Genomic DNA, 21326 nt, shown 5'->3' with positions numbered 1-21326 from the left:
ATGTGCTGGCCGGGGGAAGGAAGTCGGCAACATGGTTTTTGAAACAATGGCAAAAATACTGTTTGGTGTGGCGATCGTCTTTCTTATCATCGGCATTTACTGGATGATTTTCTGATACTTGCAAGCAGAAAGGCGGACAAACGGTGGATAAGCAGAAAGTAAAACGTCAGCAAATCCTCGAGGCATCGGTACGTGTCATAGCGGAAAATGGATACTACAAATCGAGGATTTCCAATATCGCCAAGAAGGCTGGTGTCGCTGACGGAACGATTTATCTTTATTTCAAAAACAAAGAGGACTTGCTGATTTCTTTGTTTGAAGACATTATGGGTACCTTTGCTGCTTCGGCACAGGAAGTGACTGAGCGTGAGGAAACGGCAGCTGCCCAACTTGGCGCACTTGTTCGCCATCATTTTGAATATCTCGGTGAGCGTCCTCAGCTTGCGTTGCTGACACAGCTTGAATTGCGTCAATCTCAGACAGAATTAAGGTGGAGAATTAGCAAAATCCTTGAGCCTTATCTTCTGTTGATTGAGAGGATTGCTGCTTCGGGAATGGAAAAAGATGAATTCAAAAGCACCCTTGAGCCGAAGCTATGTCGACAGATGATCTTTGGTACGATGGATCAAATTGTAACAAGTTGGGTCATGAATGGTATGAAAGAAAATCTGGTTGACCAGGCAGTGCCGGTTTTTGAAATGCTTCAAGGTGCCGTGTGCAAACAGGTTTGATAAAGCTAGGATAATGGGAAAAAGTATAAAGTGACGGAAGAGTTATATTTGACGAGAGGCTTGCGTCATAGTCATTTGATAATTTCGCATCTATGCTGAATGAGCTGCTTTCACACTAGTGTACATCCGGTTCAGATGGCTAGAAGCTGCCGACATAAGCAGTCTTGCTGCAGGTTGGGTAAATCATCAGCCCTTCGCAATTCTGCTTATGCGTTCGCTTCTGAAAGAGCCATCTTCACACTAGGGGCATCCGGTTCAAGCAGCCAGGGGTTCGCGACGTAAGCAGTCTTACTACAAGTTTGATAAACCACAAACTTTCCGCAATTCTGCTTACGCGTGTCACCCCTGAGTGGGCTGCTTTCACACTTGGTGTCATCCGGTTCAGATGGCTAGAAGTTTGCGTCATAAGTCTTTCCCTTACAAGGCCGAAAGTGCACGGCCTTTCCAGTGAAATGCATATGAGCGGCACTTCTGAAAGAGCCATCTTCACACTAGTTGTAAGCAAACTATTCGTCAGTGGGATGGGGTGCGTGCTATACTCATTTCAAAGCTTATGCTTATTGAATAAGGAGGAATGTTAATTATGGCAATTGAACATGTAACGGATGCTAACTTTGCTGAAAAAACATCCAAAGGTCTTGTATTGGCTGATTTCTGGGCTCCATGGTGTGGTCCTTGTAAAATGATCGCTCCAGTTCTTGAAGAAGTGGATGGCGAAGTTTCTGATAAAGTGACAATCGTCAAACTTGATGTTGATGATAACCAAGAAACAGCTAGCAAGTTCGGTGTCATGAGTATCCCGACATTGCTTCTTTTCAAAGATGGCAACGTTGTTGACCAGGTTGTCGGCTTCCAGCCAAAAGAAGCGCTTGTTGAGCTTATCAACAAACACGCTTAATTTTTCTGTATCGTTGAAGAAATCCCTTGCCCATTTTTCGGCAAGGGATTTCTTTCGATTTCAGATTATTAGATGATATAATGTATCTTTATAATGATTACATTGATTTCATAAAAAGGATGAGAGATATATGAATGAGCGGATCAAGGAGAAACTGGCTGTCCTGCCTGCTCAGCCTGGCTGCTATTTGATGAAGGATCGACATGGCACTGTCATTTACGCAGGTAAATCAAAAATGCTGAAAAACCGTGTCCGTTCGTACTTTACAGGTGCTCATGACAAGAAGACTCAGCGCCTCGTTCAGGAAATAGAGGATTTCGAATATATTGTTACATCATCAGATACAGAAGCTCTGATCCTGGAGCTGAACCTGATTAAGAAATATGATCCGAAGTACAACATCATGCTGAAGGATGACAAAACGTACCCCTATCTGAAAATCACAAATGAGCGCCACCCGCGTCTCATTACAACACGTAAAGTGAAGAAAGATAAGGGGAAATATTTTGGTCCGTATCCGAACGTATATGCGGCACGCGAAACAAAAAAGCTGCTTGACCGGCTTTATCCGCTCCGCAAATGCAACAACCCTCCTGGCCGTTACTGCCTGTACTATCATATGCATCAATGTCATGCATGCAGTCTAAATCCACCGTCAACAGAGGAATACCGCAAGATTGTCCAGGAAATGGCTTCATTCCTTCAAGGCGGGCATAAAGAAATTAAGCAAAATTTGAAAAAGAAGATGGAAGAAGCTGCTGAGGCTCTGAATTTTGAACGTGCAAAAGAATTGCGTGATCAGATTATCCATATTGAATCTGTCATGGAACAACAGAAGATGACATTGAATGATGAACAGGATCGTGATGTGTTTGGATTCAGCTATGACAAAGGCTGGATTTGCATACAAGTATTTTTCATTCGCCAGGGTAAATTGATTGAACGCGAAGTATCCATCATTCCTTTCTATGATGATCCGAACGATACGTTCCTCAGTTTCATTGGTCGTTTCTATTTGCATGAAAACCATCCATTGCCAAAGTCGGTTCTAGTTCCAGTAGGTACAGACACGGAAGCCCTTGCTAATGTACTTGATACGGATGTCCACACACCTTATCGAGGCAGGAAGAAGGAGCTTGTTGAGCTGGCTATGAAAAATGCGGAGATTGCGCTAAATGAAAAATTCTCTGTCATTGAACTGAATGAAGAGCGTACCATTCTTGCAGTGGAACAACTTGGGGAAATTCTCAACATTGCAATTCCACATAGAATTGAAGCTTTCGATAACTCGAATATTCAAGGCGCCGATCCGGTATCTGCGATGATTGTTTTCACTGATGGTCGAGCGGATAAGAAGGAATATCGCAAATATAAGATTCGTAATGTCGAAGGTCCTGATGATTACGAGACAATGCGTGAGGTCATACGCCGCCGCTATTCTCGTATTCTTAAAGAAGATGGAGCGCTTCCTGATCTCATCATTGTCGATGGCGGGAAAGGTCAAATGAGCGCGGCACTTGATGTGCTAGAAAACGAGCTTGGCCTGGATGTACCGCTTGCAGGCCTAGTGAAAGACGACAAGCATAAAACAGGTGAATTGATGTATGGTACCCCGCCTGAGATTGTCCCGCTTGAACGTCAGTCACAAGTTTTTTATCTCGTTCAGCGAATTCAGGATGAGGTTCACCGCTTTGCCATCACTTTCCATAGGCAGTTAAGGGGTAAAAGCATGGTCCGTTCCGAGCTGGATTCTGTTCCCGGAGTTGGGGCCAAACGACGGAATCTGCTGCTTACCCACTTTAAGAACATAACAGATCTGAAAAATGCAGAAGTGGACCAGATTGCAAAACTTGGAATTCCGAAGAATACAGCAGAACAGATTCTCGCACACTTGAACAGACCTGAAGAAGAATCTGAGGAAGAAGCAGAATAGGAACAGCCGCATAAGAATGTGCGGCTGTTCCTATTTTTTATGAAGTATATAAGACGGTTAGACGGACGGAGTGGATTTTGAAGTTGATGTCATCCATGCACTCTGCCGACTTGTCAAAAGCCATATGTACCGCTTCAGCGAGAAAACCTGCTTCCAGTCGGAAATCAACAGGGAGTGCGGAAGTGAGTTTGCGTGCAATTGAATCATCCATTAGTGAAAACACAAGCTCCTTGCGCTTTTCTTTTACGAGTTCAAGTTTTCCCCAGCCGAGACGTTCAAAAGCATTATATATATCATCCAATTCATTGAAAGTGAAGTGGCGTGCTAGCTTTCGGCCCATGAAGTAAAGCAAGATGTGAGTTTCACCGCCGAATAGTTCCGGAAGTCCAATATAGCGGAGGACATCATAGGCGGAACCTGATGAATGCAAGTCTTCAAGAAGACTGGGCGGGAAGCCATTGCCCTCATTTATTTTTTTCAAAGCAATCAATCCTTTCTAAGGAACAAAAAACAAAAATAAAAATATATATGTAAAAAGTCATTCGTGAACATGACAGTAGCCATGACACAAAATAACCGTAAACTTATTATCTATTTAAACGGCATATTTCGCAACCCGAACAGTGAAAAACAATTCGATTCTTCAAAACATCATATACTGTTCCGATAATCTGGCCAATTGGTTTTGCAAACAGGCAATAAAGGGTAAAGTTTTGCAAGCGCTTGCAGGTTCATAGTTGCCATCGGCTTACATACAATTGTTATTATTCGGGCAAGGGGGAATTTCCATGAGACATAATGATTTTTTCTGGCGCAGATTACATTCTTTGCTTGGCATTATCCCGATCGGCGCGTTTTTGATCCAGCATCTGCTTATCAATTATTTTGCAGTATATGGAAAAGAGAGCTTCAATAAGGCTGCAGGGTTCGTTGAAGGCTTGCCATTTCTTATCGTTCTTGAATTCGTATTCATCTATTTACCCATTCTTTACCACGCGATTCTTGGTGTCTACATAGCCTTCACGGCGCGAAACAATCCTTCCAGGTACGGCTATTTCAGGAATTGGATGTTCTACTTGCAGCGTATTACAGGTTTCATTGCTTTAGCATTCATCGTTTGGCATGTGTGGCAGACTAGAATCCAGGTTGCACTTGGAAATGCACAAATCAATTACGCCTTAATGGCTGATATTCTAAGTAATCCGCTGTACTTCTGGCTTTATGCAATTGGAGTTGTCAGCATTACTTTCCATTTCGCAAATGGACTGTGGAGCTTCCTCGTCAGCTGGGGAATCACACAATCGCCGAAGTCGCAGCGGGCAGGAACATATATCAGTATCATCGTGTTCTTGGCAGTCACCTATATCGGAATCCGAGCACTTATTGAATTCGCATACGGAGCTTAATTTCAGGGGGGAACGAGCATGAAAATAGAGAAAAAAATTACGATTGTCGGTGGCGGACTTGCCGGTCTGATGGCAACGATTAAAGCTTGTGAAGCAGGGGCGAAAGTTGATTTGTTTTCCATCGTTCCTGTAAAACGTTCACATTCTGTCTGTGCGCAAGGCGGCATTAATGGAGCGGTCAATACGAAGGGGGAAGGCGATTCTACTTTCATCCATTTCGATGACACGGTTTATGGCGGCGACTTCCTTGCGAATCAGCCGCCTGTTAAAGCGATGTGTGAAGCGGCACCGGAGATCATTCATCTGCTTGATCGCATGGGCGTGATGTTCAACCGGACGCCGGAAGGGCTGCTTGACTTCCGGCGATTTGGTGGTACTTCTTATCATAGGACGGCGTATGCAGGTGCGACGACAGGCCAGCAACTGCTGTATGCGCTGGATGAGCAAGTGCGCCGTTTTGAAATGGAAGGACTCGTTAAGAAATACGAAGGTTGGGAATTCCTCGGACTTGTGCTTGATGATTCAGGAGCAGGCAAGGGGATTGTATGCCAGCATATTAAGACACATGAGATAGAGGCTTTCCGCTCCGATGCTACGATTATCGCAACGGGCGGGCCAGGTATCATTTTTGGAAAGTCTACTAATTCAATGATCAACACAGGATCTGCGGCGAGCATTCTGTATCAACAAGGAGCCAAATATGCTAATGGTGAGTTCATTCAAATCCATCCGACTGCCATTCCTGGTGATGACAAGCTTCGCCTAATGAGTGAATCTGCACGAGGGGAAGGCGGACGGATATGGACATACAAGGACGGAAAGCCATGGTATTTCCTAGAGGAGAAATATCCGGCATATGGGAATTTAGTGCCGCGTGATATTGCGACTCGTGAAATTTTTGACGTCTGTGTCAACAAGCGGCTTGGCATCAATGGCGAGAACATGGTTTATCTTGACCTTTCACATAAGGACCCTCATGAGCTTGATGTTAAGTTGGGCGGCATCATTGAAATCTATGAAAAATTCGTTGGTGAAGACCCACATAGAGTGCCTATGAAAATTTTCCCTGCTGTCCATTATTCAATGGGTGGGCTCTGGGTCGATTTTAACCAGCATACGAATATACCTGGTGTCTTTGCATGTGGAGAGTGTGACTATTCCCAGCATGGAGCAAACCGTCTTGGAGCGAACTCATTGCTCTCTTCCATATACGGAGGCATGGTCGCAGGTCCGGAAGCAGCGAGATATCTCGATGGACTCAGTACTGAAGCTGCAGATTTACCAGACAGTCTTTATGCCGACAGAGTGAAGGAAGAAGAAGAGAAATTCGAGCAACTCATGAACATGAGCGGCACTGAGAATGCGTACAAGTTGCATGAGGAACTTGGCACATGGATGACAGAGAATGTCACTGTCGTCCGAGAGAACCCGAAGCTTCTTAAGACTGACGAGAAGATTCAGGAACTGCTGGAAAGATGGAATCATATCAATATTGAGGATACTTCACGCTACAGTAATTCGGCTGTCATGTTCACACGTCAGTTGAAAAATATGATGCATCTTGCTCGTGTCATTACACTTGGTGCCTATCATAGAGATGAGAGCCGGGGAGCCCATTACAAACCGGAATTCCCGGATCGTGATGATGAGAAATTCTTGAAAACGACGATTGCCGAATTCGACGCGGCGAAAAATGAACCTGTCTTTTCCTATGAGGAAGTGGATACATCGCTCATCAAGCCGCGGAAGCGCGATTATACAAAGAAGAGCGAAGGGAGCCGGGGGTAAATGGCCGAAGAGAGGAAAACTGTCACATTCATAATCCGAAGGCAGGATAACCCTGAAGCTGAATCCTATGTTGAGACATTTGAGGTGCCATACAGAAAGAATATGAACGTCATTTCCGGGTTAATGGAAATCCGTAAAAACCCCGTCAATGCACAAGGGAAGAAGACGACCCCTGTCCAGTGGGAAATGAGCTGTTTAGAGGAAGTGTGCGGTGCCTGTTCGATGATCATCAATGGCAAGGCACAGCAGTCCTGCTCAGCCCTTGTTGACAAGTTAGAAAAACCGATACGCTTGGAACCAATGCGGACATTCCCGGTCGAGCGCGATCTTGTCGTTGACAGAAGCAGGATGTTCGAAGCACTCAAAAAAGTGAGAGCATGGGTTCCAATTGATGGGACACATGATCTGGGGCCGGGTCCGAGAATGGCAGAGAACAAACGTGAGTGGGCATATGAGCTCTCGAAATGCATGACGTGCGGCGTCTGTCTGGAAGCATGTCCAAATGTGAACGACAAGTCGGACTTCATCGGTCCGGCTGCCCTTTCGCAAGTTCGCCTCTTTAACGCTCATCCGACAGGGGCGATGCATAAGGGAGAGCGTCTAGACGCATTAATGGACGATGGAGGTATTTCTGGTTGCGGGAACTCTCAAAACTGTGTTCAGGTCTGTCCAAAGGGAATTCCGCTGACAACTTCAATTGCAGCGATGAATCGGGAGACGAATTTACAGGCGTTTAAGAACTTCTTTGGAAGTGACCATTAAGGATTGCGGGTGAGGGATGCCGATTTTACCAGGCATCCCTATTTAGTGTGCATAAAGATATTTACGAAGGTAATTAACGCAAATAAAGAGGTGTTCCGTGAGTCTTTCTCAAGACTGCTGGAACACCTCTTTTGTATTATGCTGTCTTTTTCACCAGATTGACAAGCAGATGAGCGAGTGCATGCTGCTGATCTTTGTCGCCTGCTTTCCAAAGCTGCTGAAGCAGATACTCTTCACGATTCTTTGGCTCTTCGTGCTTCGATAGATGATTGGCTACAGTTTCAGCAGTTTTTGCAAGCTGCTCTTCATCCATACCCATCTTTTCTCCGCGTTCTACCTGTTTGGATAGGTAGCCTTTGAATTTATCGAAGTTCTCCAAAATGTCTTCCTTTTTCTCATTATCCATTTGTTGCAAATGATCTTTAGCTTGTTCTTTCGGATCCATCCTCTAAACATCTCCTTTTCATTCGCACTTAGTCTGTTTATAGCCGAAATTAAGAGATTCGAAACAAGAATTTGGAAAAATATCTAGGATTTAATAAAGCGAAGAAGGCAGAGAAGAGAGTTCTAATCTCAATTGGTAATTCTTAAAAAAATTTTTTTAGAGAAGGCGCCCCTAAATGCTTATTCATTTCGATTTATGAATTAAAGGGGGAATTATAAATGAGTTGGTTCAAAATGTCGCGATGTGTTTTTGATTCAGACTTGTGGCATGACGTGTCGACATTTCGCTTGTTCATGCTGCTCATCGGGAAGGCGACACCATTTGATGGCAAAAGAGTGGCGGGGGAAGTGCTCAGGAAGGGGCAATATTTGCGTTCCTATGAGAAGTTGAGGGAAGATCTTGCTTATAAGATGGGGCGAGGCAAAAAGGAGTACTCCAAGAAGACCATCCACAACTGTTTACAGAAACTGATCAAGGCTGGAAGGATTACAGTAAGGGAGACTGACCAGGGAACGGTTTTCACAGTCGTGAACTATGTGAAGTATCAGGAGTTCGGGGGGATTGCCGAGGGAACTGGAAACGGAACTGCCGAAAAACTGCATGAACGTGATAAACAAACCCAAAAGGATAATAAGCATTTAAAGCACTTAGAGCATTTAAGCATAAAACATAAAGACCGTCGCAAACGCGTTTACGACGTTTCTTCTCTTCATTACAAACTTGCTCAGCATTTCTACGAACAGATCAAACGCAACAATCCGGAGCATTTGGAGCCAGATATGCAAAAATGGGCTGATGATATTCGCAAGATGATGGAGATTGATAAGCGATCGGAGGAGCAGATCAGAGACTTGATTGAATGGGCACAACAGGATGACTTCGAGATGGCCGTTGTACTGTCTCCGTCAAAGCTTCGTAAGCGGTTCGATGCGCTTGCCATCAAAGTGAGACAGCAGAAGCGTCAGCCTGCTACGGTGGAGACAATAGCGGCAACCAAATACGAGTACGATTACGGATTTTAGTGAATGGAATCTGAAAGGAAGAAACCTAAGAAAAAAGCCGATTCAAATATTAAAAGAAACTAAGGCTGTAAAGGAATTTGAGGTTTTTTGTCGAATGTTTTGTTCTGAGGAGGGATTTATATGAAGTTTGAAGTTAAATATTTGGATGATCGAGCAGGCGTACCGGAATATGATTATGCAGACGTGGAGCTGCATGGTACATATACAGGCACTGAAGAAAAACGATTGCACGAGGATTTGAAGTCGGTAATTGCGGAACAGCGTCACATCCCAGCGCAGCATGTGAAAGTACTGCAAGTTAAAAAACGCTAGATAATTTAAATGTTCCGGTGCAAAAAACCGATTCTCAATTATGAGAATCGGTTTTTCCACTACAATTTTAACTCGCCCATCCGCAACAGTTCGACGACTGCCTGTGCCCGCCCTTTAACTCCGAGTTTTTGCATTGTATTTGAGATGTGATTCCGGACTGTTTTTTCCGAGATGAACAGCTCTTCTGCAATGTCCTTTGTTGTTTTGTCCTGTACGAGCAATTCGAATACTTCCTTCTCACGTTTCGTCAAAATCTGTTTCGGCCTGTACGCACTATCTTCCAATGGCGCACCCCTCCTTGCTTCAAGCAGGACTTTAGCGTGAAGGGAATTACTTAGTCACTTGCAGTTTATGAGTAGTGATGGGAATTGGTGTGTATAAGGCGCCTGTTTTCCGAGGAGGATACGGTCTTATAAATCCTTTAGCAATACACTATTTTTATAGGACAAAAGCAGGCACTTCTTAACCAGTTCAGGCATATGTATGAGAAAGTGGAATATCCACTTTAAGGATAAAGAATGGTTATCTTGAATTTTGACGGAAAATGTCTTCAAACGTTTGATATTGCTGGGGAAAGCGCATATAATTGTTTACGCCGGTGAAGCATTCTTTATGAAACCGGAAGCTACATAAATTCATAAAATTAAGAAGTCGAGGCGATTTTTTTGGATAGAGCAATTGGTGTCATAGATTCCGGGGTTGGAGGTCTGACAGTTGCTCATGAATTAATGAGACAATTGCCGAAAGAAAGGCTCATTTATCTTGGTGATACGGCGAGGTGCCCTTATGGTCCCCGATCTGAAGCTGAAGTAAAGCAATTCACGGGGGAAATGGTTGCCTTCCTTATGGAAAAACAAATTAAAATGCTTGTCATTGCCTGCAATACGGCAACAGCCTTTGCGCTTGAAGACTTGCAGAAACAGTTGGACATCCCTGTTATTGGGGTTATTCAGCCGGGAGCAAGAGCGGCGATCAAGACGACTGTTAATGGCCATATTGGTGTCATTGGTACTGAAGGAACTGTGCGCAGTGAAGCGTATCCGAACGCATTGAAACGTATAAAAGAAGAACTTGATGTGACGGCTCTCGCATGTCCGCTCTTTGCTCCAATTGTTGAGAGAGGAATTCTTACAGGTCCTGAGGCAGAGAAGGTTGTAAATGACTCCCTCGGTCCAATTAAGGCTCATCAGAGGATCGATACACTCATCTTAGGATGTACGCACTACCCTCTTCTAAAGGGTACAATTCAGAAGGCGGTCGGCGATCATGTAGCGATTATCTCCTCTGGAGAGGAAACGGCTCGTGAGACGAGTACAATTCTTGATGTTCATGGACTTCTATATAAAGGCGATCGCACGCCGCGGCATGCTTTCTATACTACGGGAGATTTGGAGATATTCACGAATATTTCCAGAAAAATCTTCAATAGCTCAGTTGAACATTTGGAAAGTGTGACAATCGAGCACGCGGTCATCTAAGAAATTTTGTTTTTGCAGGTCTAAAAGTGCAAGCCTCCCTGTATACATGAAAGTACAAACCCAGGTGTAAGACTGGCTCTTGACCGGTCGAACCTGATTATTAGCTTTCAGGGGGAGAGACACGATGCAAAAACGGATTTTGATGGGTCTCGCGGCGGCGGGCATGTCATTAATGCTGACAGGATGTTTCAACGGAGAGCAGTCTTTGACTGACTTGTCAAAAGGTACAGCGGATCAGAATACGGAAGTTACGAAAGATCTGAAGAAGCCTGAAGAGAAGGACATGAAAGAGGTCCCGAAAGCTGATGCCAAAGAAGACAAAAAAGCTGAAGCTGCCGAGGAAACTGTAGCACGCCAACTTTACTTGATTGATGCTAATGGCATGGTGGCTCCGCAAACGTTGGAATTGCCGAAGACGGACTCCAAAGCAGTCGCAAGCCAGGCGATGGAATACCTCGTCAAAGGTGGTCCTGTTTCAGAAATGTTGCCAAATGGATTCCAGGCTGTGCTTCCTGAAGGGACTCAAATTCTTGGCCTTAATTTGAAAGATGGTACAATGATTGTCGATGTCTCCAAGGAGTTCAAGGAATATGACGCAAAAGACGAAGTGAAGATACTTGAAGCGATGACTCATACATTGACACAGTTTGAAAATGTGGAACGTGTTCAAATCTGGATCAATGGCCATCCGCTTGATGAGATGCCGGTTAACGGGACCCCGATTGAAAAGGGGTATTCCCGTGCCCATGGCATTAATGTCCAAGCTAGCAGTGAGGCAGGCAATGCCGATGCTCAGACTGTGACGATGTATTTTCCGAAAGAACATAATAGTACACGCTATTATGTTCCAATCACTAAGCAGATTGAGTCAGGTAAGGATAACCTCTACAGCTCGATTATTAATGAGTTGATCGAGGGGCCGGCACTTGAATCGAATGCAATGCATGTTTTCAATACGAATACTGAACTGGCAAGTGAGCCGAAAATGGACGAGGGTGTTCTTGACATAGAATTCACTGAAGGCGTTCTTAAGAGTTCAGGGGACCCAGTCATTGCCGATGAGGTCATGGAGACACTTGTCAGGACTTTGACACAGCAGGATAAGGTAGAAGCGGTCCGTGTTAAAGTTAAAAATGTGGAGACACTGATGAACGAAAAGGGAGAAGCGTATCACGATCCCGTTTCCAAGTACAAATATATGCCAGCAGAAAAATTGTAATACGCAATACGAAAACATTAAAGCGAAAGGCGAGGCGGTTTTTCCCTACGGACAAGCTGCCTTGTTTTTGCTGTTTATATTAGGAGGACGTTAAATGAGAGTGGACCAGAGAGAAGCGGATCAGCTCCGAAACATGAGCATTACAAAGGATTTCATCATGCACCCTGAAGGTTCGGTGCTGATAGAAGTCGGAGATACGAAAGTCATTTGCAATGCGAGTGTAGAGGATAGGGTTCCTCCGTTTCTTCGCGGACAGGGTAAAGGCTGGATCACAGCGGAATACGCAATGCTTCCGCGTGCAACGGATCAGCGCAATATCCGCGAATCCTCCAAGGGAAAAGTGAGCGGCCGTACAATGGAAATTCAGCGCCTGATTGGTCGTGCGCTGCGTTCAGTAGTGGATTTGAATGCATTCGGTGAGCGGACACTATGGGTTGACTGTGATGTTATTCAGGCAGATGGCGGTACACGTACAGCCTCAATAACAGGAGCGTTTATTGCAGTAGTTCTTGCTTTTGGTTCTCTGCTTGAGAAAAAAACAATCAAGAAAATGCCTGTCACTGATTTTCTTGCGGCTACTTCAGTAGGTGTTCTTCCAGGCGGAGATGCTGTGCTTGATCTTAATTATGAGGAAGATTCCAAGGCCGAAGTCGACATGAATGTTGTCATGACAGGCGCAGGTGAATATGTTGAAATCCAAGGTACTGGAGAAGAAGCGACATTTTCACGCGATCAGCTTGCGAAATTGCTCGAATTGGCCGATAAAGGTATGAAGGACATTTTCGACAAGCAGAAAGAAGTGATTGGTGACCTGGCTGATCGAATTGGAGAAACGAAATGAAAGAAATTGTAATTGCTACTAAAAATAAAGGCAAGGCAGCAGAGTTCAGGGATTTCTTCGGAGCATACGGCATCAAGGCTTTGAGCTTGCTTGATTTGCCAGAGGAGATGCCGGATGTGGAAGAGACAGGGACGACATTTGAAGAAAATGCGGCCTTGAAGGCAGAAGCGATCTCGAAGCTTTTGAACAAAACAGTCCTTTCCGATGATTCTGGCCTTGTAATTGATGCTTTGGACGGGCGTCCTGGCGTATATTCAGCTCGTTATTCGGGCGAAGGCGCCAATGATGCGAAAAATGTGGAAAAAGTCCTTCATGAATTGGAACACATTGCATACAATAATCGCACAGCTCGCTTTGTATCTGTTCTTGCCGTTGCGACACCAGGCAAGGAGACGATTTTCAAAGAAGGGTCTTGTGAAGGTCATATTTCGTTCCAGCCACAGGGTAAACATGGCTTTGGATATGACCCGATTTTCGTACCGGATGGGTATGTTGTGACGATGGCACAGCTGTCGGGCACAGAGAAGAACCGGATCAGCCACCGCAAGCATGCGATGGACCGGCTCAACGAATGGATTCAGCAGGAACTTCAGAGCTTATAATTAAAAGGGAGGCATTTCAGTGGCGAAAGTGCTAGTGGTTAGCGACAGCCATGGCCTGGAAGAAGAATTAAAAGAAATTAAGCAGCGACACGGCTGCAAATACAATATTCATTGCGGTGATACAGAGCTCGATATTGAAGAGCCTGCACTCGACGGCTTTATCGGCGTTCGCGGCAATTGTGATTACGATGCACGCTTTCCGCTTGAACACACATTGATGATCAATGGCAAAAAGGTACTCATTGCACACGGTCACCAATACAAAGTGGAAGAGAACATCATGAACCTTGCATATCGGGGAGAGGAAGAAGGAGCGGATATCGTCTGTTTCGGCCATACACATGTTCCTTACGCTGAAGAATACGGCAATCTTTTTATTATTAATCCAGGAAGCATCCGTAAACCGAGACAGAGCAGCATTCCGACCTATGCCATTCTCGATGTGCAAAAGGACAGTATAGAAGCCCATTTTTACAATATAAAAGGTGAGCTCGTCCCAGAGCTGAACCGAGTTCTCACAGTCTGACATTCATGCGGGCTTTTCATGAAAAAGAAAAAATGAAAAGCTCGCTCACTTTTCTGTTGACATTATGGAGTGGAAGGGTTAATATAATAAATGTGCTTTTGAAGCGGCTCTTTAATATTTGAGCTTTAAAAGGAAGATTTTTAAATTCTATGCGGGTGTAGTTTAGTGGTAAAACCTCAGCCTTCCAAGCTGATGTCGAGGGTTCGATTCCCTTCACCCGCTCCATACATAATTGTCCCAGTAGCTCAGCTGGATAGAGCAACAGCCTTCTAAGCTGTGGGTCGCAGGTTCGAATCCTGCCTGGGACGCTAAAATGAAAACCACCAGAACCTTTTATATAAAAAGGGTTCTGGTGGTTTTTATATTTTTGAAAAAGAATCATATATTCAAGAGAAGAATAGAAATGAGGTTAGTTTAGGAGTGAATTTAAAAGTCACCCTATTTTTTATCTTTTTTGAATCGAATACTAAAGTGTTAAAGAGATCATAAGCAAATTAATTTATAATAAAGTCCTTAATAGAAAAAGAAAAAGGGAGTTAGGTAAATGAATATCGCATTACTTGTTCTTGATGTCCAAAAGGACTTTATAGGTGAACAAGCTCGACTACCTGTTGCAAAACATCAAGTAGAACCAATGTTGGAAAGCATCAATACTATTATTAAAAAAGTAAGCAGTAAAGGAATTTCGGTTGTTTATATAGGGAATGAGTTTGAGCCTAAACAATTTATTTCGAATATCTTCAGAAGAAATTCTGCATTAAAGGGGAGGGAAGGAGCTGAATTAGATGAAAGGTTGCTAAAGGTAAATGATGTTTATTTTCCAAAAAATAAAGGGGATGCATTTAGTAATCCAGAATTGATTGCGTATTTAAATAGTAACGGGATTAAAGAAATAATAATTGTTGGCTTGTTTACAGAAGGTTGTGTATCAGCAACTGCTTTAGGTTCAATTCATCATCATTTTAATACGACGGTAATAAAAGATGCAGTTGCAAGTTCAAGTGATAAAAAGAGATTACAATCATTGAATAAATTAAGTTCAAAGGGAGTTAGCGTACTTAACTCGGAACAATTATTCGAAATGTTATCAAACGTGAAATAATGTACTTATCCACTACTGAAGCTTTATTTAAAAAGGCTATTTTATTATCTTTTCAAGCAACCAAATTGCTGGGCGCTGTAGTATAGAGGATTTCCTCTTCTTTTGTCGAATCCTTTTCTAAGAAGGAGTGGAAGCAATTGGAGATGCTAACTTACAGTATTGCAGGGCCATTAATCAAGCTACTTATACTCATTATAATCATCGGGGGTGCTACAGCACTCATTTCACTATTGCTGCCAATACCAGGATGGGCGAAGAGATGGCTTGCTAGTGCAGCAGTCTGTTCTCTGTGTATTTCTGGTTTACTCATTATATGACGGTTTAAAGGGGGTTCAGCTAATATTTGCTGGGGCCTTTTTTAATTAAAGAAAGCATCTAAACCTGACAGGTCTAGATGCTTTCTTCTGGATGGTTATCTCTTCAGATCATCAATCTTATCTTGAATAACGAAATGATGATAAATTGTTAAGGCGAGGATTGTTGCACTAAAGGCACTGGATAAAATAGAGCTTCCAACTAAGAGTCGATTCGTTCTCGATTCAGGCATTAGATCACCACCATTTTTTTATTAATATGGCTAAGCAGTAAATGAATTATGTAAAAAGCATAACGATACTGCGCAATCTAACTTTTAAGAAAAGCTCCTGACCACCGAGGTTGTTTTAAACAAATTTATTCAAATGGTTCCACGTGCACATGGACGTCATACACTTCATATTCCTTCATCATTTTGTTCTCCACAGATGTTGCAATTTCATGTGCTTCACTAATACATAATGTTGGACATACAAGAATGACTACATCGATTATTTCATTATTTCCGTAGTTTCTCCCTTTAATCTCCTTGATACCTTGCACATTCGGAATTTTGTTAATGGCATCTTGATAAAGCTTGATTTTCCCTTCATCAAAACCATCTGAAAGCTCAATGGATGATTGAATAAATATATCCCATGCTGTCTTGCAAATTAATAGACCGACAATAATCGCTGTCATTGTATCGATCCATGGCATATTCAGCTGAGCAGCAAATATACCGACAGCCGTTCCGATACTTACCCATGCATCTGAAAGGTTATCCTTGGCTGCTGCCATAACAGAACCACTGTTGATTTTTTGAGACAAATTTTTATTATACCTATATACCATGTACATAATGATTGAAGAGAAAACGCCAACGTACGCAGCTGTAATATCGGGAGTTTCTTTTTGTCCTTGGAATATCGAGGTAACTATATCAATTAAAACTTGAATACCTACCATTGCCATAATGAAGGATGCCATTAAGGATGCAATTGTTTCGCTTTTCCAATGACCGTACCTATGATTGCTGTCGGGCGGGATTTGTGACAGCTTAAGACCGATCAGTACAGCGATGGAGGCGATAATATCTGTTGTATTATTAAGACCATCTGCACGTAAGGCAGCAGAATTGCTTGTATATCCGATGACTAATTTAAGAATTGAGAGGAAAATGTATGCGACAATGCTAATCACCGCACCACGCTCTCCCATTTTTAGATTTCTATATTTTTCTTCTTCCATTTGATTGGTCTTCCTCCTTGAGTCAGCGTGATATTAATCATACAGTTCGGAATTCATATGGGTCTACGGAAACGTTTTTAGAAGCTTCTATATTGATAAGAGTCATACAATTAGTTTTCGTGAGGGAAAAATTCAGAGGGGGACAACAGAAGAGGCTAATGGTGGTTGCTGTGAAAAGTGACTTACGGAAGTAATCTGTGACCATGGTTGACTGCTGAGTCATTGCTACGATACGGAACATACAGATATAGGGAAATCCAATTGAAGCAGATCTGACTATGTATAAAGATTTGCTTCAAAGATCGTTACGTCAAATCAATTCAGGAGGGGAGGGCAGTAAACTCGCTTTGACATTCAATTGCTGTAATTCCGCTATCCTTCAATGATATCAAAGCCCAAAACTTCAAAGAGGAGGTACATTAAGCTAAGCAATGAAACACAAAAAAGCTGATAGCATATGAGGAGGAAAAAAGCGTGATCATGATTTTGTTTTTTTCTCTTATTGGCGCATTATTTTATAAATTGTTCCTGACATCCCCACCGGTTGAGAAGAAGGCAGTTATTAAAAAAGAAAAAGTAGTAGCGAAGAAAAAAGCTGCGGATATGCATGTTTGATGTGTCTATAACGATAATGATCATTGTCTTTATCGCAACAATTGTTTTAATGCTTTGGAGACCATATGGAATCAATGAAACAATACCAACTTCTATTGGTGCAGTCATTGTATTAGCGACAGGTATTGTATCGTGGGGCGACGTGCTAGGAATATTAGGAATCGTTAGTGGGCCTGTGATGACAATATTATCAACAATTATGATGACAATCGTTCTGGAAAGCATAGGCTTTTTTCGATGGATTGCATTAAATATAGTAAACAGAACAAAGGGTTCTGGGATCCGGCTATTCTTTTATACGAATTTACTATGTTTTTTTATGACGATGATGTTCAATAATGATGGAAGTATCCTAATTACTACTCCTATTATCATCCATATCGTAACATTGATACGATTAAAGCCTCATCAGATACTCCCTTATTTACTGTCAGGTGCTTTAATTGCAACTGCGGCAAGTGCACCGATAGCTGTCAGCAATATCTCGAACCTCATCGCGCTTAAAATAGTGGGATTAAGTTTAAATAGTTATATTAATTTAATGTTTGTCCCGTCCATGCTCGGTATTGGCGCAATGTTTCTACTAATGTATTTCTACTTTAAAAAGGATCTCCCTCGTAAAATAACTTCTGTACAATTTTCAATGGACAAACATCACTCTAAGTACAAGCAATCCCATCCTCTGGAAATAGAAAATACTGATGATGCCATCGATTGGAATTTGTTTAAACTTTGTATAGCCATTGTCGTAGCAACAAGGGCGGCTTTCTTTGTTCTAGCTCCTTTTGGCGTGGCTACGGAATGGGTTGGTCTGATTGGTGCATCTATTCTAATTGGTGTTCGCTGGATTAATTTAGGGACAAGTCCCCTGGATATATTGAAAAAGACACCATGGCATATCCTGATTTTTGCTTTCAATATGTATGTTCTTGTGTTTGGTCTGAGAAATGTAGGCTTGAATGAAGTGATTATGCATTTAGTGAGAGATGTTGTTGTGAATTCTCCGTTTAACGCTACTTTTATAATGGGTGCACTCACAACGGTATTCTCCAACCTGTTTAATAACTTGCCTGCTGTCATGATCAGCACGATGTCAATTATTGATATGGATTTAAACACGAATCTTTTGCAGTTGACATATCTGGCCAGTGTAATTGGAGCGGATATAGGAGCGTTACTGACACCTATTGGCACACTTGCCACATTGATTTGGATGTTCCTTCTTAAAAAGGAATCGATCAAAATATCTTGGGGTCAATATTTGAAAGTGACTTTTCTCGTTGTACCGATCGGTTTAATCATAAGTTTGCTGAGTCTTTATCTATGGGCAACTCTATTTTTCTGAATTAAATAAGGGGGATATTGATGAACAGCAAGATGCAGGGGCTTTTAAATGAGACAGTGAATTTAGAAGTTACCGGAAAAATGGACCTGGAGGGCACAATCATCGATATAGGGAGTGATACGCTAGTCGTCTATGACGGAAACGATTATCTCTATATTCCTGTAACCCATATTCAGAATCTGACATTTAACAATGACAACGATAATGAAATAGGGTGCCCGGCTGATTCTCCATGTATAGATTCAGAAAACATCAACGGAGAATTTTCATTAAAAAGGATTCTAATGAAAGCGGTCAATATGTTCACAGAGGTTGCTGTCATTGGAGAACAGTCGTTGTATGGTTATATAACTAATGTGAAAGACGACTATTTGGTATTCCATTCCCCGGTCCATAAAACGATATATATTTTGCTCGATCATTTAAAATGGCTTATTCCTCATCCCGATCATGGTCAGCTTTACGGGTTTGCTAATGAGAGTTTCTTGAATCAGTCGGTTGACACGCAACTGGCAAGTACCTTTGAAAATTTAATTACAGAAGCAAAAGGGGAATTTGTTGTTGTGAATATGGGTGAAAGCGTCAATCATATTGGGAAAATTAAAAGCATTGAAGGAGGATTTATAGAGGTTCAGCCGGCTAGAGCAAGTTCAATGTATGTGAACATGCACCATATAAAAACTCTTCAAATTGTGAAGTAGTCTGTCTAGTATAAAGAAGCTGCGATATCTAGTTCGCAGCTTCTTTATTAATGGTCATTTAGATTTCCTTTTTTTCTAGTAATGACGATAAGGATTGCTGCAATAACTCCACCAACGAGACCTGCAATCAGATCAGTCATCGTATCCTTCTGGCTATCAGCTTCGAGTTTTCCCATTTCGGAAGCTGCGAATTCAACCACTTCCCACATGACACTTGCAAACATAGAAAATGAAAGGGCGAATAGAAACAGAAGCCAGGCTGGAATTTTTTGGTCCTCTGGATTAGGTACCATGATTTTATAAAGTGTTGCTGCTACGTAGGACATAAATATGCCGCCGATCACATGGGTTCCGGTATCCCACCATTTGAATTTGTCATATAGTCTAATCGTTGCTCCAAGATAAAATGTGCAAAAAATCAGCAGATAATAACTGATGATGAGCGGTACAGGGAATGGAATGCGTTTCATGAAGAGAAGAAGCAATGGCAGCAAGCTCGCTGAAACTCTGCCAAGCGTATCCGTCCATTTGGAAGCATCACCATTCATATGCTGAATGATGAATGTAATGGCCATAAGCAGGACATAGGCCGTGCTAAATATAATAATTGTTTTTCTACGCATGAATTGAACACCTCTTTCTTTCTATTTTTGGCAGAGTAAGTCTTTTCAATACATGTTTTTGGTATAATCATCCACATAAAGGAATTTGATTTTATAGGAGGAGATGAATTGAGCGAGAAAAAATACACAAAAACAAGACTTTCTTTGTTTGAGAAAGTCCTTAATGGTGTTGCATTAGTTATTTTGCTTACCGTCTGTATCAGCCTGTTCATTATATGGAGAGAAGTACCTGACAAAATTCCAATCCATTTTAATATTGCCGGAGAGGCAGATGGATGGGGAGGGAAAGGGTCTTTATTCATTCTAATTTTAATCGGGATGATTACCTGGATTGGCATCACTATTCTTGAAAAATTTCCGGAAGCACATAAATTCCCAGTTGAAGTGACAGAAGAGAATAGGGAGCCTCTCGTCCGTAATTCAGTATTGATGCTTAATATTATAAAAAATCTTACCGTCATTTATTTATGCTATGCAACATGGGAAGCTGTCCGGAGTGCAATTGGAAAACCTCTTCATATCGCTCCATTCGATCTTGTCATTTACCTCGGGCTGTTATTCGCCTCAATGGGTTATCTCATCTATAAAATGTACAAACTCCGCTGATGTCACAGGATTTTAACAAATGATTACCGCTTTTTGCTACCTGCCTGTACATATTTGGGTTTATAATTGGACTTGCAACATAGATATGAATTAACAATGCGAAGCAGGGAGATAAAAATGGATATCATTCAATACTTGATCAGTTTCATTTTGCATATTGATGTGCATCTGAAAGAAATCATTGATATGTTCGGAATCTGGTCATATGTCATTTTGTTCTTAATTGTTTTTGTGGAAACGGGTGTCGTCATTTTCCCGTTCTTGCCCGGGGATTCTTTGCTTTTTGCTGCAGGTGCGTTCGCAGCGACAGGGGCGTTCCATATTGCGCTGCTAATTGTTGTGTTCTTCATTGCTGCAGTGCTGGGGGATACATTGAATTACGCAATCGGTAATAAAATTGGGACATCCATTCCGCAGGATAGCTGGTTTGGCAAAATAATCGATAGAGAGAAAATGGAGAAGGCGGAGGCTTTCTTTAACAAGCATGGTGGTAAAACAATCGTAATTGCAAGGTTCATGCCGTTCATCCGTACGTTCGCACCATTTGTTGCCGGAGCAAGTTCAATGCACTATCGTTATTTCCTGACATACAATATCGTCGGGGCCGCCCTTTGGGTTGGAATTTGCACAATGCTTGGCTATTTATTTGGGAATATTCCTATTATCAAGGACAATTTCTCAACAGTACTGATTGCCATCGTATTCATCTCAGTGTTGCCGGCAATCATAGCCTGGTTGAAAAATAAATTTACGGCGAACAAGCCTATTTAATTAAAGGCATATCTCTTTTCCAGTCGGAGAAGAGATGTGCTTTTTTGTGAGTTGG

At 42.3% G+C, this 21326-nt stretch carries 25 protein-coding genes and 2 tRNA genes; 21 read left to right on the top strand and 6 right to left on the bottom strand.

All coding sequences use genetic code 11. The features are described from left to right. Window positions 1-143: 143 nt before the first annotated feature. The 3 genes from fadR (at window position 144) to uvrC (ending at window position 3562) form a co-directional block, all read left to right on the top strand. Window positions 144-731: a fatty acid metabolism transcriptional regulator FadR gene (gene fadR / locus QR721_RS08775; RefSeq protein ID WP_348026041.1), complete on the top strand. Its 588-nt coding sequence runs from the start codon at window positions 144-146 to the stop codon at window positions 729-731. A gap of 583 nt (window positions 732-1314) precedes the next feature. Beyond that, a complete protein-coding gene (gene trxA, locus QR721_RS08770; protein WP_348026039.1) occupies window positions 1315-1629 on the top strand; it encodes a thioredoxin in 315 nt (104 codons plus the stop codon). A 130-nt stretch (window positions 1630-1759) separates the two neighbouring features. Continuing rightward, window positions 1760-3562: an excinuclease ABC subunit UvrC gene (gene uvrC / locus QR721_RS08765; protein WP_348026037.1), complete on the top strand. Its 1803-nt coding sequence runs from the start codon at window positions 1760-1762 to the stop codon at window positions 3560-3562. A 37-nt stretch (window positions 3563-3599) separates the two neighbouring features. Here the strand turns inward: uvrC and QR721_RS08760 are convergent, their stop codons facing one another. After that, window positions 3600-4043 carry a DUF2507 domain-containing protein gene (locus QR721_RS08760; protein ID WP_348026035.1) on the bottom strand — a complete coding sequence of 148 codons (444 nt, stop codon included), beginning with the start codon at window positions 4041-4043 and terminating at the stop codon, window positions 3600-3602. Window positions 4044-4350: 307 nt separating this feature from the next. Here QR721_RS08760 and QR721_RS08755 point away from each other — a divergent pair, with 307 nt between their 5' ends. From QR721_RS08755 to sdhB, 3 genes are read left to right on the top strand one after another with little or no spacing between them, the layout of a single operon-like run. Next, a complete protein-coding gene (locus QR721_RS08755) occupies window positions 4351-4968 on the top strand; it encodes a succinate dehydrogenase cytochrome b558 subunit (protein ID WP_348026033.1) in 618 nt (205 codons plus the stop codon). Window positions 4969-4986: 18 nt separating this feature from the next. Beyond that, window positions 4987-6756 carry a succinate dehydrogenase flavoprotein subunit gene (gene sdhA / locus QR721_RS08750; RefSeq protein ID WP_348026031.1) on the top strand — a complete coding sequence of 590 codons (1770 nt, stop codon included), beginning with the start codon at window positions 4987-4989 and terminating at the stop codon, window positions 6754-6756. After that, window positions 6757-7518, top strand: coding sequence for a succinate dehydrogenase iron-sulfur subunit (gene sdhB / locus QR721_RS08745; protein WP_348026029.1), 762 nt, complete (start codon window positions 6757-6759; stop codon window positions 7516-7518). Between the two features lie 136 nt (window positions 7519-7654). Here sdhB and QR721_RS08740 read toward each other — a convergent pair whose 3' ends face one another. Beyond that, the gene (locus QR721_RS08740; protein ID WP_348026027.1) at window positions 7655-7963 is read right to left on the bottom strand and encodes a DUF3243 domain-containing protein; all 309 of its coding nucleotides are present in this window, start codon (window positions 7961-7963) and stop codon (window positions 7655-7657) included. Between the two features lie 218 nt (window positions 7964-8181). Between QR721_RS08740 and QR721_RS08735 the strand changes: the two genes are divergently transcribed. Then, window positions 8182-8985, top strand: a complete 804-nt coding sequence (locus tag QR721_RS08735) for a hypothetical protein (protein WP_348026025.1) — start codon at window positions 8182-8184, stop codon at window positions 8983-8985. Window positions 8986-9105: 120 nt separating this feature from the next. Next, window positions 9106-9297: a hypothetical protein gene (locus QR721_RS08730; protein WP_348026023.1), complete on the top strand. Its 192-nt coding sequence runs from the start codon at window positions 9106-9108 to the stop codon at window positions 9295-9297. A gap of 59 nt (window positions 9298-9356) precedes the next feature. Here QR721_RS08730 and QR721_RS08725 read toward each other — a convergent pair whose 3' ends face one another. Next, a complete protein-coding gene (locus tag QR721_RS08725) occupies window positions 9357-9581 on the bottom strand; it encodes a helix-turn-helix domain-containing protein (protein ID WP_348026021.1) in 225 nt (74 codons plus the stop codon). Between the two features lie 381 nt (window positions 9582-9962). Here QR721_RS08725 and racE point away from each other — a divergent pair, with 381 nt between their 5' ends. The 8 genes from racE to QR721_RS08685 all read left to right on the top strand — a co-directional run bounded on the left by racE (window position 9963) and on the right by QR721_RS08685 (window position 15065). After that, window positions 9963-10775 (top strand): glutamate racemase, encoded by an 813-nt coding sequence (gene racE / locus QR721_RS08720; protein WP_348026019.1) that lies wholly within the window; start codon window positions 9963-9965, stop codon window positions 10773-10775. Between the two features lie 124 nt (window positions 10776-10899). Further along, entirely contained in the window at window positions 10900-11994 is a 1095-nt protein-coding gene (locus QR721_RS08715; RefSeq protein ID WP_348026017.1) for a GerMN domain-containing protein, read from the top strand. A gap of 94 nt (window positions 11995-12088) precedes the next feature. Then, entirely contained in the window at window positions 12089-12835 is a 747-nt protein-coding gene (gene rph, locus QR721_RS08710) for a ribonuclease PH (protein WP_348026015.1), read from the top strand. After that, window positions 12832-13437: an XTP/dITP diphosphatase gene (locus tag QR721_RS08705; RefSeq protein WP_348026013.1), complete on the top strand. Its 606-nt coding sequence runs from the start codon at window positions 12832-12834 to the stop codon at window positions 13435-13437. The genes rph and QR721_RS08705 overlap by 4 nt, the downstream gene beginning before the upstream one ends. 19 nt (window positions 13438-13456) lie before the next feature. After that, window positions 13457-13963: a metallophosphoesterase gene (locus QR721_RS08700; protein ID WP_348026011.1), complete on the top strand. Its 507-nt coding sequence runs from the start codon at window positions 13457-13459 to the stop codon at window positions 13961-13963. A gap of 151 nt (window positions 13964-14114) precedes the next feature. Then, a tRNA-Gly gene (locus QR721_RS08695) sits at window positions 14115-14188 on the top strand. 9 nt (window positions 14189-14197) lie between these two features. Then, window positions 14198-14271, top strand: a tRNA-Arg gene (locus QR721_RS08690). A 236-nt stretch (window positions 14272-14507) separates the two neighbouring features. Beyond that, window positions 14508-15065, top strand: coding sequence for a cysteine hydrolase family protein (locus tag QR721_RS08685; RefSeq protein WP_348026009.1), 558 nt, complete (start codon window positions 14508-14510; stop codon window positions 15063-15065). Between the two features lie 412 nt (window positions 15066-15477). Here the strand turns inward: QR721_RS08685 and QR721_RS08680 are convergent, their stop codons facing one another. Together QR721_RS08680 and QR721_RS08675 are read right to left on the bottom strand one after the other, a co-directional pair. Beyond that, on the bottom strand, window positions 15478-15612 hold the full coding sequence (locus tag QR721_RS08680; protein WP_348026007.1) for a hypothetical protein: 135 nt from the start codon (window positions 15610-15612) through the stop codon (window positions 15478-15480). Between the two features lie 125 nt (window positions 15613-15737). After that, entirely contained in the window at window positions 15738-16610 is an 873-nt protein-coding gene (locus tag QR721_RS08675; RefSeq protein WP_348026005.1) for a cation diffusion facilitator family transporter, read from the bottom strand. Between the two features lie 474 nt (window positions 16611-17084). Between QR721_RS08675 and QR721_RS08670 the strand changes: the two genes are divergently transcribed. The 3 genes from QR721_RS08670 to QR721_RS08660 are packed head-to-tail and all read left to right on the top strand — an operon-like array spanning window position 17085 to window position 19271. Beyond that, on the top strand, window positions 17085-17225 hold the full coding sequence (locus QR721_RS08670; RefSeq protein ID WP_348026003.1) for a hypothetical protein: 141 nt from the start codon (window positions 17085-17087) through the stop codon (window positions 17223-17225). Beyond that, window positions 17218-18570, top strand: a complete 1353-nt coding sequence (locus tag QR721_RS08665) for an arsenic transporter (RefSeq protein ID WP_348026001.1) — start codon at window positions 17218-17220, stop codon at window positions 18568-18570. Before QR721_RS08670 ends, QR721_RS08665 begins: the two co-directional genes overlap by 8 nt. A gap of 20 nt (window positions 18571-18590) precedes the next feature. After that, complete coding sequence (locus QR721_RS08660) at window positions 18591-19271, top strand: DUF2642 domain-containing protein (RefSeq protein ID WP_348025999.1); 681 nt, start codon at window positions 18591-18593, stop codon at window positions 19269-19271. A gap of 47 nt (window positions 19272-19318) precedes the next feature. Here QR721_RS08660 and QR721_RS08655 read toward each other — a convergent pair whose 3' ends face one another. After that, a complete protein-coding gene (locus QR721_RS08655; protein ID WP_348025997.1) occupies window positions 19319-19894 on the bottom strand; it encodes a DUF2238 domain-containing protein in 576 nt (191 codons plus the stop codon). Between the two features lie 108 nt (window positions 19895-20002). Here QR721_RS08655 and QR721_RS08650 point away from each other — a divergent pair, with 108 nt between their 5' ends. Continuing rightward, entirely contained in the window at window positions 20003-20500 is a 498-nt protein-coding gene (locus QR721_RS08650; protein ID WP_348025995.1) for a DUF1648 domain-containing protein, read from the top strand. A 117-nt stretch (window positions 20501-20617) separates the two neighbouring features. Next, the gene (locus QR721_RS08645) at window positions 20618-21271 is read left to right on the top strand and encodes a DedA family protein (protein ID WP_348025993.1); all 654 of its coding nucleotides are present in this window, start codon (window positions 20618-20620) and stop codon (window positions 21269-21271) included. The last annotated feature ends 55 nt before the right edge of the window (window positions 21272-21326 follow it).

Source organism: Aciduricibacillus chroicocephali, assembly GCF_030762805.1.
Taxonomy (GTDB): domain Bacteria; phylum Bacillota; class Bacilli; order Bacillales; family Amphibacillaceae; genus Aciduricibacillus; species Aciduricibacillus chroicocephali.
This window is presented reverse-complemented; position numbering and strand designations above follow the sequence as displayed.

What these genes read in the sequence shown, in the direction of transcription:
- QR721_RS08715 (WP_348026017.1), top strand. Translation starts at nt 10,900, where the DNA reads ATGCAAAAACGGATTTTGATGGGTCTCGCGGCGGCGGGCATGTCATTA.
- sdhA (WP_348026031.1), top strand. Translation starts at nt 4,987, where the DNA reads ATGAAAATAGAGAAAAAAATTACGATTGTCGGTGGCGGACTTGCCGGT.
- QR721_RS08685 (WP_348026009.1), top strand. Translation starts at nt 14,508, where the DNA reads ATGAATATCGCATTACTTGTTCTTGATGTCCAAAAGGACTTTATAGGT.
- QR721_RS08665 (WP_348026001.1), top strand. Translation starts at nt 17,218, where the DNA reads ATGTTTGATGTGTCTATAACGATAATGATCATTGTCTTTATCGCAACA.
- QR721_RS08740 (WP_348026027.1), bottom strand. Translation starts at nt 7,963, where the DNA reads ATGGATCCGAAAGAACAAGCTAAAGATCATTTGCAACAAATGGATAAT.
- QR721_RS08735 (WP_348026025.1), top strand. Translation starts at nt 8,182, where the DNA reads ATGAGTTGGTTCAAAATGTCGCGATGTGTTTTTGATTCAGACTTGTGG.
- rph (WP_348026015.1), top strand. Translation starts at nt 12,089, where the DNA reads ATGAGAGTGGACCAGAGAGAAGCGGATCAGCTCCGAAACATGAGCATT.
- uvrC (WP_348026037.1), top strand. Translation starts at nt 1,760, where the DNA reads ATGAATGAGCGGATCAAGGAGAAACTGGCTGTCCTGCCTGCTCAGCCT.
- QR721_RS08675 (WP_348026005.1), bottom strand. Translation starts at nt 16,610, where the DNA reads ATGGAAGAAGAAAAATATAGAAATCTAAAAATGGGAGAGCGTGGTGCG.
- QR721_RS08705 (WP_348026013.1), top strand. Translation starts at nt 12,832, where the DNA reads ATGAAAGAAATTGTAATTGCTACTAAAAATAAAGGCAAGGCAGCAGAG.
- QR721_RS08755 (WP_348026033.1), top strand. Translation starts at nt 4,351, where the DNA reads ATGAGACATAATGATTTTTTCTGGCGCAGATTACATTCTTTGCTTGGC.
- trxA (WP_348026039.1), top strand. Translation starts at nt 1,315, where the DNA reads ATGGCAATTGAACATGTAACGGATGCTAACTTTGCTGAAAAAACATCC.
- QR721_RS08660 (WP_348025999.1), top strand. Translation starts at nt 18,591, where the DNA reads ATGAACAGCAAGATGCAGGGGCTTTTAAATGAGACAGTGAATTTAGAA.
- QR721_RS08645 (WP_348025993.1), top strand. Translation starts at nt 20,618, where the DNA reads ATGGATATCATTCAATACTTGATCAGTTTCATTTTGCATATTGATGTG.
- QR721_RS08655 (WP_348025997.1), bottom strand. Translation starts at nt 19,894, where the DNA reads ATGCGTAGAAAAACAATTATTATATTTAGCACGGCCTATGTCCTGCTT.
- QR721_RS08680 (WP_348026007.1), bottom strand. Translation starts at nt 15,612, where the DNA reads ATGCCTGAATCGAGAACGAATCGACTCTTAGTTGGAAGCTCTATTTTA.
- QR721_RS08730 (WP_348026023.1), top strand. Translation starts at nt 9,106, where the DNA reads ATGAAGTTTGAAGTTAAATATTTGGATGATCGAGCAGGCGTACCGGAA.
- sdhB (WP_348026029.1), top strand. Translation starts at nt 6,757, where the DNA reads ATGGCCGAAGAGAGGAAAACTGTCACATTCATAATCCGAAGGCAGGAT.